The organism is Vibrio sp. 10N.247.311.13, assembly GCF_041467595.1.
Lineage (GTDB): Bacteria > Pseudomonadota > Gammaproteobacteria > Enterobacterales > Vibrionaceae > Vibrio > Vibrio crassostreae_C.
The window spans coordinates 15287-30470 of sequence record NZ_JBFSUX010000010.1; the positions used below are offsets into that span (position 1 = coordinate 15287).

Genomic DNA, 15184 nt, shown 5'->3' on the forward strand with positions numbered 1-15184 from the left:
CCTGTGGTGATACACCTTTTCTCTTCATCTTTAATCTTCACTCGTTGAGCGGAAGTTTTTGATGAGGGAAGTACCCGACAACGTTCTGTCTTTCACTAGTCATTTGAAACAACTAGCTTCAAGCTAGGCTTAGTTAAACCAGGTTTTGCTTTAGGAACTACCCCCCCGATTATGTCTCCGTGACGATTTTTGATTACATGACCAGTGAATGCGAACTGGTCTAAAGCATCTCTCAGTTGAGGATCGTCCGTTCCGATAGTCGCGAGGTACAATTCAGGCTCGTAACCGTTGGCTTTCAATAGCTTTAATGCTTTTTCCTTATTACTTTTTTCCTTAGCGTTTCGCAAATAAGCAATCGTCTTTTGGAGTACCAATGTCGCTATCACAACTGAAATGATTAAAAGAAGGTTTGTCATTATTATCTCCTTGTTACGCTGCTACTGGTTTAAGTTCTACGATTTCGTAGTCAGGAAATCACACATTCCTGCAACTGTTCCATAGCATGCGACTGAATTCGCAGGGAGCTTTAGCGTCGTTTCACTGTTTGAATTATCAGCGAGTGCAACCGAAGCGACCGTCATCAAACTCAACAATACAACCATCTTTTTCATTAACTACCCCGGCAACTCTAAGAGGATTTAGACTCTGACTGTCAGTTATACACGTCTAATCACTTGGGTTTACGAATTAGCGAAGCCATTTAAGCTTCTTATTTGACAATGGCACTCGATCCCAATCACATGATGAGGGATCGTCTTCAAATGAGGTAAACAGATAAAATCGTCCCACTAATTACATTTCTACGTCAGTGTCTATGCCATATTTCTCGTACTGGTTGTCTTGATGAATGGAACTGGAAACGTTATGGAAATGAATACAAAGTGTGTCCCTGTCAGAACCGCTGCGTGCTTAATTGTCGCCTTCGCGTGTTTGGCCGTGTATATGCTCACACCCAGCCGCACCGATTACTTATATGCACGAGTAAACTTGTTATTTTCTCAATGCAGCTCAAGTCTTTTGGAAGATGAGTTCAAAATGGAACCATGTGAAGAGCTCTATCGAACCTACGCCAACATCTCGCGCAGTACCGCTTATCACTACATATCGGATAACGTGATGTTTAAACTTCATGGCGAGATTTCGAAGCTGGGCTACTCGTTGGACATCAACCAGGTCACCGATGGATTTATGCAAAAACTTCCGTCAGGCAAATACCACACGACACGACGCAATAACATCATCGACGCATTGATTAGCTCTCCAACAGAGTCCGTCGATTTTGATTATGAGGGAGGCATCGACGCCTCGCTTTAGTAATTTGGGAAACCCAAAAATCCAATCGTTTGATTGTTGCGATTGAACCCACTCCGTTGTTAACTTTTTGGGTTTCCCTACCACCTCCCCCACTCAATTCTCTAAATTCACTCTCAAAAGTTGTATCAACTATGTCCTAGTATCCGATGGGCATTACCATGTTAAAGTTTAATTTATACCACCCAGTGATTAACCTCATCCTCTCCCACGATGGCGTTATTGACGAACTCGACCTAGAAACTAACGTTGTCAGTGATACAGCGACACGGGTTCTCATCGATACCTGCTTCCAATTGCACGAAGATAAACAATCAATCGATTTAAACACGATTAAAGCGCGTGTATACGCTGAGTATGGGCAAGAGGGAGTCGACGCGATTACTACAGTTGCCATGGAGTCACTAGCGCAACCAGCAAACATAAATGCTCTTTCTGACTATGTTTCGCAAATCAACGACACTAACAACAAACGAACACTTCAGGTGGAGCTTCAAAAGCTATTAACACAATGTTCGTCAAACAAGACGACCGATGAAATCATAGGTTCGATGCATTCTGTTGTTGAGTCTTATGACGAAGTGGAAAAGGACAATGAGCAAGGCCCAATTTCATTGAAAGATGCCTTTGCTGCAACGCTGGACAACATGGAGCGCAGAAGCAAAGGGGAATTTAATGCATTTAAGTCGGGCTTTGCATGCTTTGAAGCACTTGGTGGATTCCGACCTGCAGATTTCATCATCTTGCAGGCCGTCCATCTCATGGCAAAACCACCTTACTCCTGAACGTTATCAAAAACTCAAGTTATCAAAACGATGCACCATTCTTATTTTTCTCCCTTGAAATGAGCTCAGAATCGATTGGAGAGAATTTGCTATCTAACTTGGCAAGCGTACCACTGAGTAATATTCGAAACGCCAGCATGAGTGATACTCAATGGGCTGATTGTTCATCTGCGCTAGGTAGATCCGGTGATTACAATATTGAGATGGATGACGGTTCAATGACCGTCGAGGAGTTGTGTCGTCGCGCACGTCGCTTTTATCGGCAGCATAATGGAAAGATTTCTGGTATTGGTGTGGACTACATTCAGTTACTAACCAGTGAAAAATACAAAACTGATAATAGAAATTTAGAAGTCTCAGAAATATCACGACAGCTCAAAGCGTTGGGGAAAGAGTTACAAGTACCTGTTGTAGCACTATCCCAATTGTCTCGCGATATCGAGAAGCGTGCTGATAAACGCCCAGTGAATTCCGACTTACGAGAGTCAGGTTCGCTAGAGCAAGATGCGGATATCATCTGCTTTATTTATCGACCGGAAATGTATGATCCTCAAAATGAACCTGGTGTCGCTCATTTGATTATTAGCAAAGCTCGTAAATCAGCTATAGGCTCTGCAAAAACAACCTTCATTGGAAAATACGCTCAAATTAAAGATTCCTTCAATTACACGCAAAGCGCACCACCAGCTGCGTCACCTATTGCTGATCAATACCAAAGGACCGACAACAAAAAGCAGAATACCGAAACTAACGATACTCTGCCAAACAACAGTCCCAATGGGAGTGGAATTGAGTTCATCAACTAAGCAAGCGCACGTTCCCATGACTTAGAAAGTGACTTATGTGCGCCTAGCTTTTGTAAGGCGCTTGTCTTAACTTGGGTATATCGAGACGAGGAGAAACCGAGAGATTCAACCAAGTCGTTTCGATTCAATGTACCGGCTACTAATCCCATCTCATTCATGATCACAATTTTCTCGTTCGCATTGAGGGTCTTTAACTGGGCAATCAAGTGCTGTCTCAACTTAAGATGCGTCAAATCCGACACCACATTGTCGCTACATCCACTAGTTACCCCATATCGATTGTCGTTCGAACCTTGCTCAAAGTCATACAATGGTTTGGGTAAGTACGATGATGCACTGGAATCTGGGGTCAGCTTGTTGTTGGTTTTCTCGGAATTAATTTCAATTGCTTTTGAATAAGCGCCTGAAATGTCCCGGTCTGATACTTTCACCATCAGTGTATGGTGGAGCTCTTTTCTTGATACAACGGTCTTAACGCGAGCGCTCGCGTAAGTATCAAAGCTCGCTATACCCGTATGCTTATAGCAGCGTGCAGCACGAATCGTTTCCAAGGCAGCCTCTTGTACACGATCTGAAAGATAGTCGATATCATAGTTATGGCGGCGTAGTAACTTGCGGAAACTGTTTAATGACTTCAGCGTTACGTTCTGGATAGCAGTATTCAGATCTTTGAGCTGAGTCGGCTCAGGGCAACCTCGTTCCACCATTTCGTAAACCACGAACGCTGTCACTTGTAATTCGTTAAGAACAAAGTCGTCAGTTGCCTGTGACTGAAGTAGCTCTGCTGGAGTGTGTCTGTTAGAGACAACGTGGCCAACATAATTGGCGCAAGTTGCATCATTGGCAATTTCTGAAAGCTTCTGCCTCCAATTCGGTGTTGTTTGAGTAATTTCTTTGAACACCTTCCTTGTTGTAGTGGCCAATGTTTCAAGCACTTCTGATTGCGATTCTTTTACAGAATTAAAGCTTTCTGTAATGAGGGAATTCATTCTACTGATCGGGTCCATAGTAACGCTCCATACATTTTTTCATAACTGGGGTGGGTAAACTCATTATGGTTTTCCCCGATCATCGCGTCAATTTTCTCCCCCCGTTTCAATCTATCTCGAAAAAAAGTTCTCTTAATTGAAAACATAACGTTGTTCATCGAGCACTATGTTACGACCACTCAAATCGAGGAATCTAATGATGGCACCTTTGTTCAAGAAGACAGCGACGACTTTATTCACAATTTTGGCAATTGGTTCTGCAGCTACCGCATCAGCTTCTGAAGTTGAAATGTCACAACAACAATTCAACTCGATGCTTATGAAAGCGTTCCAATCAAACCCTGAACTCTTAATCGCAGGAGTGGAATCCGTGAGGACATACCAAACAATGAAGCATAAACAAATGTTTTCAAAATCTTTGTATTATGATGAAGATACGCCGGTTCTTAATGAAGCTGGAGAGATCACTGTGGTGGAGTTTTTTGACTACGCATGTGGAGTATGTAAAAGGGGTGCAACGGAGTTGGCTCCCCTTTTAGGTAAAGACAAACGCATCCGATTCGTGTATAAAGATGTGTCCATTTTAGGTGCTAATTCCACTGAATTAGCAAAGATAGCCATTGCTGTAAATCAGATCTCTCCCAATGCATATCCAGCATTCCACAAAGAGCTTCTTTCAATGCAGCAGTCCGTCCCGCAGAAGGCATATGAGCTTGCTGAACTGATGGGATTAGACAGCTCGATCATCAAAAAGGCAGCGAATTCGTCACAAGTTAGTGCTATTTTAAATAAAAATAATAAACTTTTTAGAGATCTGAAACTTACTGGAACTCCGACTTTTTATATTGGTGAAAAAAAGTTCGGGGGGTTAATCAGTCGTCAACAGATGCTTGAAGAAGTGAACCTTCAATATAGCCAACTAGTAAATCAGACTAATAGGCAGGCAGTTAGTAAGTAGGAAGCATCGTGCATTGGTGTGGAGGTATTTACTCGTATGGCCCTGCAAAGTCACTCCAAGGAGGGAGTGGAGCAGACTAACTATAAGTAGTAAGGCATAACTACGAAATCACCACACATACTCCCCCGTTCTTCGGGGGTTTTTTTTTACTTATAGTGCCACAAGCTAGTCACTATATTGCTATAGCCTGTCGTCATTGTGCCACAAGCCAACCACCAGCGGCTCCACCAAGTTCAAAGTTAAGCCAGCCGGTTTGCATATAAACTATACAAAACCACACACCATTATTATAATTACTTCAGTTCTCAAAATCTTCTAAGTTCTCTGCCACTATCCGGTAGTTCCCTTATTAGTCGGGTGATATGTCCCGTTGATCATACCAGTCCTCGACTGAATTTATTGAAAATGTATTTTTCACTGATCCCTCATCGCGTGTAGCAACCGTCACACAGCACACCTAAGCAGATTGCCTCAGTCTTCTTTGGCGTGCTGTGTGGTGACAGTTACGTGTGGTGAAAAGTCGGATAACCTGGGGATAGGCTTCGACTTAACAATAATAAAAGTTGCCCTGCATTGGAGCGGGGCCTTTTTTTTTTCTAAAAAGACACTTTACCCTTGGCATTTTCAGTTTCCTAACTTGAACAACTCTTTTATTTTCATTTTCCTTCATTGAAATGGTCGTTGATGTATACATAAGAAATCACCACGAGATCAAAACAAAGGTTATCTACCATGAGAAAAGTCACGTTGTACTTACTTCCGCGAGGGACACCGGCCCCGACTTCTATAAGTTCATCGATTCAACGTACAAAAAGGAATTGGAACTCCCTTCTGAACTGATTCAAAAAGGGGTGATTCTAGCGTTCGGTGATGGCGAAGATTCGTACCATGTGTATATCCAAGAAATTCACTATCAAGTGAATGAAGCAATAACTAAGGTGCTGTGTAGCTACTGCAACAATGATTTTCATGAAATGGGTATACTTCGGTAAAAAAGAATTCTTCGATGCCTTTCTAACGCGGCTGGTGGCTGATAAATGGGTGATTTCAGCTGACGAACCAGAGTAGTGCAGATGGCTTCTCTTGAACGAAAAAAAGAACCCGATCAATAAGGGTTCTTTTTTAATGCCAATAGATGTCAATTTGGAACTGCGTTTAGATTCAAGAAAAAAGCAATACATGAAGATCTGTGGCCATGTGTTCTAACTTCTAATATTATCTACACTCTATATTAATAACTATTAATATCTATTATTAGTATTGGAACTATGGGATCTATAATAACTATGGATTATCTTAAGTAATTGTTTATAAAGAACTTTTAGCGGTTTCAGTTACACATTACCCGTATGTTTGATCTCATTTTCCGAACATATGATCATCTTACCCGAACTTATGATCTTTCTATCCGATTCTTTGATCTGTATATCCTTGTTTATTGATCATTTAGCTCTCTTCAAACACACACTTTATCCGTGTTTTCACCATGTTGACACTGAATAGATTTTTAGCACAGTTTTGAGCTGTGCATAAGTTAATTAAGCCTCTGTTTTTATTAGTAATTATCATCAACAGATAGGCTGTTAATTTCGTTAAGGAAGCTTTCAATTGATTGAGCCATTTCCACACGTTGTTCTTCTTCTTTTTCACGACGCTTGATAGCTACGTTTATCTTGCTTGCTCTGTCTTGTTCGCCTATTGACGTATAACAGTGTGAAAGGTTCTTTAGCTCATCAGTAGTGAGCTCACTTCCCCCGACACGCTTCATTTCTAATGAAGAGATTATCCGCTTTATATCTTCAATGTTGAGCTTTTGAACTGGGCCTTTCTTCTCAACCCAACGGTACAAGAATTTGATCTTTGATATCTTACGACCTTCACGGTAGACCTCATAGCCATGGGTTCTGCCATCCTCAGAGTCGTAGAACATGATCTCTTGATTTGTTTCTGAGTCTTCTTCTATACCTTTAATGCTGGCTTTGATGCAACGATCAATAAATACGCTGTTATTGGAAAAAGAACGTTTTCCTGATTTGATCTTCCCTGCAGGGTCATGGAGTCCAAATAAGCCCTTTAAGTCTTCAATATCAAAGGTTTGTAGGTAAGTCCCACCGCCTTTGAAACGACTAAGTATTTCATAGAGACGTTTGGCATACTCTTTTTTAAGGCTAAGAAAGCTCTGTGTAGTAATAAGAGCGTAGCTATTATTATACTCGATGTAGGCATCTTTGAGCTCTTCATTCGGCTTCATTGTCAGGCGTCTATCTTTGTATGTCACTCGTTTGAAAATTGAGATGAAGTCGAACTCTTGGATATCCTTGGTATCATCTTCAACTAACACACCAATATTTTTCTTAGTCAGTCTATCTGCAACAGGTCGGAGTGTCTTTGCTAGTTCCTTTGGATCAATGTTTAGCCATCGCGAAAGCTGAGTTGATGTGAATTGATAGGTTGGCGTGTTATTATTCTCCCAATCTTCAGGCTTCATGTGCGCTATCATTAAGGCAAACAGGTCTGCCTCACGCTGTGTGAGGTCTTGCTGGGAGAATACAAGCTTATGCGCTTTTTTAAACTGTTTTGGAAGTGTATGCTTCTTCGAGGTATTGACCATATCCATGCCTAATCTCAACTGTATTTTCTACTATCTGGAAGTATAACACTTTATCCGTGTTAGCATCACAGCTTTTCCGTTATTAACTCTAGAAATCCGTGTATTTCTACAAAAACTCTCCGCATGCATTGAAAGTTCGCTGGTGGCATCTTCGTCATCGGTTATAACGCTTTCAACTTCTTGATTATTAATCGCACATTCATACCTTTAAACACGTCCAATAACGATAGTATCAATGTCTAAACCAAACTATTTATCTCGTATGTGATCAGTTTATCCGTGTAACACTACAGATATTCCGTGTACGTTTACACTGTAAGATATCACTTCATTGAATTCGCTATGATATTGTTTTATATAGTTTTATATGTAGGGTAGTTGCGATAACTATAGGTTTTATACTCACGCTCATATATTCTATTTGGTTGAAATGCATCCAATCATAGTGAATTCTTGATCTATTTATCCGTGTTTTGTGCCAAGACACACCTAAGCCCTGTTCATTTAGATCAGTTTGTCCGTGTCACATGACAGGCGTGGGGGCAAATACCGGTCTTTAATGATCAGTTTATCCGTGTAGTATTACTCTTAATCCGTGTTTATACAGCTGACATGACAATTCTACTGCTTTCAATGATCAGTTTATCCGCGTATTAATACATTTAATCCGTGTTTTTTAACGACGAACCTAACCAAGAGGTTTGATGATCAGTTTATCCGTGTAAATGTACATATTATCCGTGTTTCGCTCACTTGGTGAGTGTCTAGTTTGTGGTAAAACCGTTCTTCTCCCAGTTCTCCGTAACAGTCATCAATACATTACATATTTTCCGTTTAAGCTAACAAACAGGAAGTACTGTTGTTTTGATGGTTTTGTGCTCGGTAAATGTACACTCTTCACGCTATTTGGTCTTATCCTGCTTATGTTTCCTATTCATAACCCCCTTGTTGATCATTTTATCCGTGTATACACATGCTTTTTCGATTAATCACACAATATATCCGTGTTTTTAGTGGTTATTAGATATGGTCACACATATTTTCCGTGCTTCCATCACATATAACCCGTAACTTATTACAGGTTTTCCGTGTTGTTTTGTTTTTCACACACAAAATCCGCGTTTCACACGGGTTTTATGTGATATTGATCCTATCCAATGTACTTTCTTAATCAGTATCCATAGCTGAACCACAGGTTGGACTTATCTCAATGCAACCCAACTCGCCAATGCGACACATCCAAGTGTTGTGACAGCCTCAAAGAAGCCGTTACTGGCTGGCGTCAGTGGCACTCGATATCGAGTGCTTATCGGCCAAAAGAAATTGACTCCCGATTTCGTACAGGCATCTCCTACCAGGTGAGCTATATAGCCAAAAGTCAGCGAGTATGCCCAAGGAAACTCATACGTCGCACACAAGAACCACAGCCCAAACGCAGCAAGTAAACTGTGTAACGCTCCTCGATGCCCAAGAATGCCTTCAATCGGTATACTCAAGAACGGTACAATGCGCCCTACCCTGCTATGTCTCGTGTCAATGTCAGGCAGTAATGCTCCTAACATTGCGAAACCCATACCTGCAAATGACATCCAATAGAATGTGTCTTGCATGGTATTCATGCAGATGTAATAGGCGCTTGCTGTTGTGATTTGATGATTGATTGCCTTCACGCTGCACCACCCTACTCACCCGTGTTGCCGTTCGTTGCTTTATCCACGCGACGCTCTAAGTCTTTAAAGGCAATGTCGCTTGAGGCTCGCACATCACGGAATAAATCATCACTACCGTCGTTGTTCGAATCGTATGGCATGAATGACAGCAAATAGACGCGGTACTGAGTACCTTCTCGAATAACTTCAGTATCCGATACGTCGTAATCAGACAGTTGTGCATTGGCCACCAGCTTATCGATCGTTTTTTCAGTCAACGATACGACTTTGCTTTCCGTTGTTGCTGAATTGGTTGTTTCTGATGTGTACGCACGTTCACTGCCCGATACGATTTGGCGATATTTCTTGGCCAATTCGAACTCAGCGTTAATCTTCGCTTTGGTTACCGCCATGTCTAAGTCAGAACTCATTCCTGTTCCGGCTGCAAAAAAGCCTTCACCGTTAGACTTCGGTGGTTTCATGTACCAAGATGGAATGTTACTCAGTGTCTCATCCACACGGTCAACCGTTGCGTCATGCTTCGCCTTTTCTACTTCCAATTTGGTCATGTCGTTAGATGCACAACCGACTGCCATGATTGAAATCATGAACGCAGCTAATGTTTTCTTTTGAGTCATTTTCATTGGTCTAGTCTCTTTTTAATGAATTAACGCTTTTGTTATACATACGCGAACTCATAGTTGAGAAAATAAATTGAAGTAGCGTTATAGCGACTGGGACCGTTGCGATGATTGCCCCAACACTCATCAAACCTGCCATTTCTTCCAGATAGATATTGACGCTGCTTAGAACGGTTGTGGTGTGTGAAGCTGCGTAGATTAAGCCGACATAAGTAAACACCCCAATCCACAGTGAGCCAGCCATTGCGATTTTGATGTCAGTGAGAGATGGAAGCATGTGCAGTGTTACTGAAGATAAAACCCAGATGAGAAACCACTGTTGCCACCCTGCTTTATTCATGAACAACGTTAGGTCAATTGTGTTGTTATTAAAAAGATACGGTGTCACTTGTGGTGAGAGGAAATACAGTGCGACGATGCCTGTGAAAATTGGGCCAATACTGACTATTACTTTTCGAATTGAACCGGAGATGGTCATTGGGTATTCGTAATTTACGTAGCCGAGCACGGGATTATCTTGAGTCGGCATTTGAAACAGTTTCACTTCGGTTACCTTAAACCCAACCAATTTGCACATCAGGTAATGTCCGAGTTCATGTAAAGGTACACCAACTATTCCCGTGATAAAAACGAGTACTCTGCTCTTTTGGAAGCGCTCCATCAGATACTTAAGTACCCAAATGGCGGCAGCAATAGTTAGGAAGTGGATCATAGAGTTACCAATAAACGTAAAGACGGTAATAAGGTAACGTTTCCCTCAAACGATGTTTTCAATTAAAGAGCCAATTTTCGGGCGTTAATTGGCAATATTTATTGTTGACCGTGCCGTGCGTCTATCTTTCGGACCTTTATTTGATACAACTCACACCAATGGAGAACTTGTTGAAGTCTTTCTGGTTTCGTAGATTCATCGATCAAAAGCGCAGCCGCATTAGAAAGCTGTAGCTGTTCAAAATTCAATAGCCGCCCAGCTACACGGCCATCATTGTCATAATCCGCGTTCAGCATCTTGGCTTGATATTGGCACTTTGGAAAGGTCGTATAAGGGGAGTCTGACAGTATCGCGACTTCTCCGGATACATTGCCCAGCAGCAGGCTGACTTTTTCCGTCACGGATAATTCACACTTCTGGCCACGCAGGTCGATAACAGAAAGTACAAACGGCGACTCGGGGATAAGCGTTCTTGCCCAAACACCATTGAGCTTCACATTTGAGGGCAGAGGATGTCTCGCAAAGATATTGAGAAACAACTCATCAGGAACAGCCTTTGGTCCTAAGTTCAACCGGGTGATTATAAATTTCTTCGGTATCTTACCGAGCTCCACCAGCGTGCTCGTGAGCATTGATTCCATTTCGGCTTCTTTCAACCACACCCCGCCTTGCTTTATCGGCAAGTTAAAGCAATCACCATAAAGTCCTTCACCATTTGCGAGCCCTTTCGATTTCAATATCAACGGCACACCTGCGCCACTGCCAGTATTTGTTCTGTGTTTGGCGTATGGAATTACATAGTTCATACCTAGCATATTCGATGTCCATTTTTGATTCTGTCATCATTGGTTATACACCGATTTTGGACTGGTTTAGACAGTTAGGATTTCTTTCAAAGACATTGATATATAAGGGCTCAAGGAGAATTCGCTAATTTTCAAAGTGGGGGGAGATTACTACTAAAAAATGGATTTCGTGATGTATATTCATAACATCACAAACAAGTTTAAGAAGGCATATTATGATTACTGAAATGATTAGCTCGCTAAGAGATTCGGTTACTCCATTCAAATTTGATGGTAGTACTTGTGATGTGCTTAAGGCATACAACAAAGATGGGTCCCCGAGCTGGCTCGATGAAAAAGGTGAGCTCATCGAGGGGATTTACATTGGTATGGAGAACGAGGTTTACCATGCCCTACCCGCGTATTCATCATCTCAGTTGAAACTGCTTGTAAAGAAATCCCCTGCCCACTTTTACAGAAAATACATAAGCGATATTGACCGTGGTAGAACCGTGTCGAAGTCGCTGCAACGCACCTTTGATGCAGGCACTTATGGTCATGAGTTGGTCCTAGAGCCTCATGGGTTCTATGACCGCTATTACCGCGATATTGTGCCAGCTGATTACCCAAATGCCCTTAGAACGGTCGCAGAAATGCAAGCGCTTGTTGAGAAGCTTAACATCCCTAATGTGCCAAAAAGCGCCAATAAAGAGCGTTTGATGAAAGAGTTATTGGCAGTAGAACCGACCCTGCAATTTTGGGATACGGTTTTAGAAGAGCACAACAATAAGGCTATCCATAAAGGTAAAAAAGCGATTGATGCCATTGTCTGGGACGATGCACACCGCGTACACGAAACATGTCGAGATAATGTTGATGCAGATGCATTGATTCAAGATGGGTTACCAGAGATCTCCTTTATCGCTCGCTGCCCAGAAACTGGCTTGTGGCTCAAGTGTCGCTTTGACTGGCTACGCTTCGACTGTATTGCCGTTGATGTAAAAACAACTGCGAGTACGGACCCTGATGCGTTTGCCAAGCAAGCGGGTAACTTGGGGTATCACATTCAAGAAGCGTTCTATACCTACGTAGCAAGCTTGCTTGAGGTGAACTTGGGTGCCTTCTTGTTTGCATGCATTGAGTATGTCGATGCTGATTTATGTGAAGTCTATGACTTACAAAGAAAGGAAGAATCGATGATTAAGTTCAAAGATGGGCTACATACATTGGCGACTTGCCTTTCTACAGGCGTATGGACAAAACGCGTGAATCTATCAGGAATCACTTCTATCACTATTCCGAAGTACTGCCGTTAATTGGAGGGCGCTATCATGACTAATCAATCACTAGTATTACAAGCAGTCGAGGCTGCACGTCCTCATTTTTCGACTATCGTTGCTGAGAACCAATCGGGTCTTGATACAGACTTAGAGCTGGAATATGTGGCATACATTCTGGAAAGCTTTGGTGAGTCGATTACCTCTAATATGGATGCGAACTCAGTGTATTGGAGCATACTGAACCAAGCGACCATTGGTTTGTCTGTTGAGGAAGGCTTGAATCACGGCACCTTTTTGTATCGTCACGATTATGTATCGAATTTCTTCGTGTTGGAATTTATGCCGACATACCACGGACTGATTCACTTAGCGTTCGAGTCAGGTGAAATGGCGCAAGTTACAGCGGATCAAGTTTTTAGCAATGACCAATTTGTCTATCATGGCTCTCGTTCACTGCCTGAGCATACTTCTCAAGGTGCCTATGCAAGTGGGGACTTACTATGTGCTTATGCTGTTGGGGAGACACTGGGAGGGCATGTTTATTGTGAAGCACTATCCCGTGAAGAGTTGGATGAGATCGAGCTTATGGCGGCTATGAGTTTCAGTTCTAACCAGTCGGTTTGGAATACTGCATTTGTTGGTCAGATGCGTAAGAAATCTGCAATTCGTAGAATGATGCGCTTGTTGTTCAATCAACTCGGTTTCGATAAGCCTCATTACCGCAGTCGTATTAAAACGCTCATGAGCGTAGAAGATAATATGTGGACGAACATGAAATCCACCATGGACCACGAGATCGCTCGTGGAAAGAAAGAGAAGCAATTATTAAGTTCAAACCAAAACAACGTTCCTGTTAACACCTTTGGACAGCCAATCAAGAACACCAATACTGTGTGTACTTCGAAGGTAGTTACACACACAGGTGAGTCTGCTGCTGATTTGATTAAGCGTGCAGGTTCCACTGATGGACCAAAAATGGAATTTATTCCTCCGGTTCAAGATGCAACAGAACAACCGTCAACTGATAACCCATCGCCAACCACTCTTGGTTCTGATGGCTTTATGGGCGGGTGGGGGTACTAATGACGAACACTGAAACTTACAACGAACCTGAGCGACTGCCTACTGCGAATATCATCACGCAAGGGAAGAAGAATGTATTCCTCACTCATTCTGTAGTGAGTGGTCGCTCCAAAAAACTGATCTACAAAACTAAGCGCAGCGATACCGGCTCTGTCAAAGAAGTTGAGTGTACTCAAGAGCAGGCCGATGTGTATATCCACCAGCAAGTCGTGAAGAGTTTGCGAACACATCCTGATGACATTAACTTGCCACATATGTCTATGTTAGGTCTTCCCAAGGAATATAAGGCAGTGCGTGAAAGAGATGTTCTGGTCCGTTTTCGAGTTCCCGAGGCGTCAATGTCTTGGATAGATAACGACATCCTCTCCGTTGACTCGACGACATGTTTCAATTCAGATTGCAGTTTTTTTCCTACTTCTGGCACAAGTAATTTTACCCTTGCTGTTCTGACAATTTACCCTGTGGATTCTGGATATTTTGCAACGTTGAAAACTGAACAAGGGTATACCGGTCTTCCTATGAGCCATTGGATGTCGTTAGTACCGATATGGCGAAAAACGGTGGTGAAGACAGAAATTGCGATTCTGATTGACAGTGAAGCTCAATCTGATTTACCTGGTCTTGCAAAGATGGCGAATAAACGCGGGTATACTTTCCTCGGAGCGATATCTGGTTTCTTCAATAAAGTAGAAGGCAGTTCTGAAGCTCTCCTTAGTCAGCTATCTGCCTGTAAGCTGTTTGCTGATGCTCGTGTCCCGGCTGAACCTACTATGGACGATGAATTTGGGTTTGCCTTTTCCATGGCCACCAATTCTGTGTATCGATTCGATGCAAGACGCTCAATTCTACTGACCATCATTGATTTCGATTCAAGCACCAATACATGGGTACTTGGCTTTACTGATACCGGTGAGCGATTAACACAGATCCCTTATTCTTATGACGACTTCTTTACGATGGGTTACCAAATTGCTGTTGTGGCGAGTTTTCGTGAGCAAGAATTAGTGAAAGTCTTTAGCTATCAATTCCACTCTAGTTGTCTCGATGAAGAGTCCTCTTCAAGCCAGCTAGAGACGAAAATTTAATATTCGGTGCTGCACCTCAAAGCCAATCTCCCCCCGTTTTCTATTCTCGGCCCCTGTTTATGCTTACCTAACGCCAATATGGGGGGAGGGGGTGTTTTGTTGATTTAGTATCTACTCATCAAAGACAAGAAGGTGATAGATACATGAATACAACTAAAGTGCCGAGCACTCACTCTGATCACGACACACAACCTGTACCCAGTCAGTTAATTGAATCGATGGAACGCTTTGAATTTGATTCGATGACAGAAGCACAGGTAGAAACCGCTTTTGAATACCTAATGGAGCAAGTGTCGTAGAGTATATTTCCGGCATTTTACCCGTGTTCCAATCTGTCATCATGACAGAATAGTAAGAGATTTTGATTGTTTAGTGTGACTAGCTTCATTCTGGTTTGCTTTCATCTTGTTGGCATTTCCACATTCTCATCACACCTGTTTGGTCACTACTACAACAAAATTTCTTTCTCATACATTGAAGCCTAACATT

The 15184-nt window shown here is 42.2% G+C and carries 16 protein-coding genes; 8 read left to right on the forward strand and 8 right to left on the reverse strand.

What is annotated here, in order from left to right; all coding sequences use genetic code 11:
• Positions 1-95: 95 nt before the first annotated feature.
• Both AB6E52_RS06325 and AB6E52_RS06330 read right to left on the reverse strand, forming a co-directional pair.
• Positions 96-416 (reverse strand): hypothetical protein, encoded by a 321-nt coding sequence (locus AB6E52_RS06325; protein WP_081230265.1) that lies wholly within the window; start codon positions 414-416, stop codon positions 96-98.
• 36 nt (positions 417-452) lie between these two features.
• A complete protein-coding gene (locus tag AB6E52_RS06330) occupies positions 453-611 on the reverse strand; it encodes a hypothetical protein (RefSeq protein WP_154723766.1) in 159 nt (52 codons plus the stop codon).
• Between the two features lie 424 nt (positions 612-1035).
• Here AB6E52_RS06330 and AB6E52_RS06335 point away from each other — a divergent pair, with 424 nt between their 5' ends.
• From AB6E52_RS06335 to AB6E52_RS06345, 3 genes are all read left to right on the forward strand, one after another.
• The gene (locus AB6E52_RS06335; RefSeq protein WP_372082499.1) at positions 1036-1314 is read left to right on the forward strand and encodes a hypothetical protein; all 279 of its coding nucleotides are present in this window, start codon (positions 1036-1038) and stop codon (positions 1312-1314) included.
• A gap of 158 nt (positions 1315-1472) precedes the next feature.
• Entirely contained in the window at positions 1473-2096 is a 624-nt protein-coding gene (locus tag AB6E52_RS06340) for a hypothetical protein (RefSeq protein ID WP_372134448.1), read from the forward strand.
• 5 nt (positions 2097-2101) lie between these two features.
• A complete protein-coding gene (locus tag AB6E52_RS06345; protein WP_372189948.1) occupies positions 2102-2902 on the forward strand; it encodes a replicative DNA helicase in 801 nt (266 codons plus the stop codon).
• Here AB6E52_RS06345 and AB6E52_RS06350 read toward each other — a convergent pair.
• Positions 2899-3909, reverse strand: a complete 1011-nt coding sequence (locus tag AB6E52_RS06350) for a hypothetical protein (RefSeq protein WP_372128019.1) — start codon at positions 3907-3909, stop codon at positions 2899-2901. The genes AB6E52_RS06345 and AB6E52_RS06350 overlap by 4 nt on opposite strands.
• A 178-nt stretch (positions 3910-4087) precedes the next feature.
• Between AB6E52_RS06350 and AB6E52_RS06355 the strand changes: the two genes are divergently transcribed.
• Positions 4088-4849 carry a DsbA family protein gene (locus tag AB6E52_RS06355; RefSeq protein WP_170964546.1) on the forward strand — a complete coding sequence of 254 codons (762 nt, stop codon included), beginning with the start codon at positions 4088-4090 and terminating at the stop codon, positions 4847-4849.
• Between the two features lie 1555 nt (positions 4850-6404).
• On the opposite strand, the gene AB6E52_RS06360 is transcribed toward AB6E52_RS06355, so the two are convergent.
• The 5 genes from AB6E52_RS06360 to AB6E52_RS06380 all read right to left on the reverse strand — a co-directional run bounded on the left by AB6E52_RS06360 (position 6405) and on the right by AB6E52_RS06380 (position 11277).
• Positions 6405-7460 carry a replication initiation protein gene (locus AB6E52_RS06360; protein WP_170964545.1) on the reverse strand — a complete coding sequence of 352 codons (1056 nt, stop codon included), beginning with the start codon at positions 7458-7460 and terminating at the stop codon, positions 6405-6407.
• A gap of 1202 nt (positions 7461-8662) precedes the next feature.
• The gene (locus AB6E52_RS06365) at positions 8663-9130 is read right to left on the reverse strand and encodes a metal-dependent hydrolase (protein ID WP_102305722.1); all 468 of its coding nucleotides are present in this window, start codon (positions 9128-9130) and stop codon (positions 8663-8665) included.
• Between the two features lie 11 nt (positions 9131-9141).
• Positions 9142-9753: an LPP20 family lipoprotein gene (locus tag AB6E52_RS06370; RefSeq protein WP_136987030.1), complete on the reverse strand. Its 612-nt coding sequence runs from the start codon at positions 9751-9753 to the stop codon at positions 9142-9144.
• Positions 9754-9757: 4 nt separating this feature from the next.
• Complete coding sequence (locus AB6E52_RS06375) at positions 9758-10294, reverse strand: hypothetical protein (RefSeq protein ID WP_372134447.1); 537 nt, start codon at positions 10292-10294, stop codon at positions 9758-9760.
• A 266-nt stretch (positions 10295-10560) separates the two neighbouring features.
• The gene (locus AB6E52_RS06380) at positions 10561-11277 is read right to left on the reverse strand and encodes a hypothetical protein (protein WP_136987029.1); all 717 of its coding nucleotides are present in this window, start codon (positions 11275-11277) and stop codon (positions 10561-10563) included.
• A 206-nt stretch (positions 11278-11483) separates the two neighbouring features.
• On the opposite strand from AB6E52_RS06380, the gene AB6E52_RS06385 reads away from it, so the two are divergent.
• The 4 genes from AB6E52_RS06385 (at position 11484) to AB6E52_RS06400 (ending at position 14994) form a co-directional block, all read left to right on the forward strand.
• On the forward strand, positions 11484-12563 hold the full coding sequence (locus AB6E52_RS06385; RefSeq protein WP_136987028.1) for a PD-(D/E)XK nuclease-like domain-containing protein: 1080 nt from the start codon (positions 11484-11486) through the stop codon (positions 12561-12563).
• Between the two features lie 15 nt (positions 12564-12578).
• Positions 12579-13610: a recombinase RecT gene (locus tag AB6E52_RS06390; RefSeq protein ID WP_081230253.1), complete on the forward strand. Its 1032-nt coding sequence runs from the start codon at positions 12579-12581 to the stop codon at positions 13608-13610.
• Complete coding sequence (locus AB6E52_RS06395; protein ID WP_154724029.1) at positions 13610-14695, forward strand: hypothetical protein; 1086 nt, start codon at positions 13610-13612, stop codon at positions 14693-14695. Before AB6E52_RS06390 ends, AB6E52_RS06395 begins: the two co-directional genes overlap by 1 nt.
• A 143-nt stretch (positions 14696-14838) precedes the next feature.
• Complete coding sequence (locus AB6E52_RS06400) at positions 14839-14994, forward strand: hypothetical protein (protein WP_154724030.1); 156 nt, start codon at positions 14839-14841, stop codon at positions 14992-14994.
• The last annotated feature ends 190 nt before the right edge of the window (positions 14995-15184 follow it).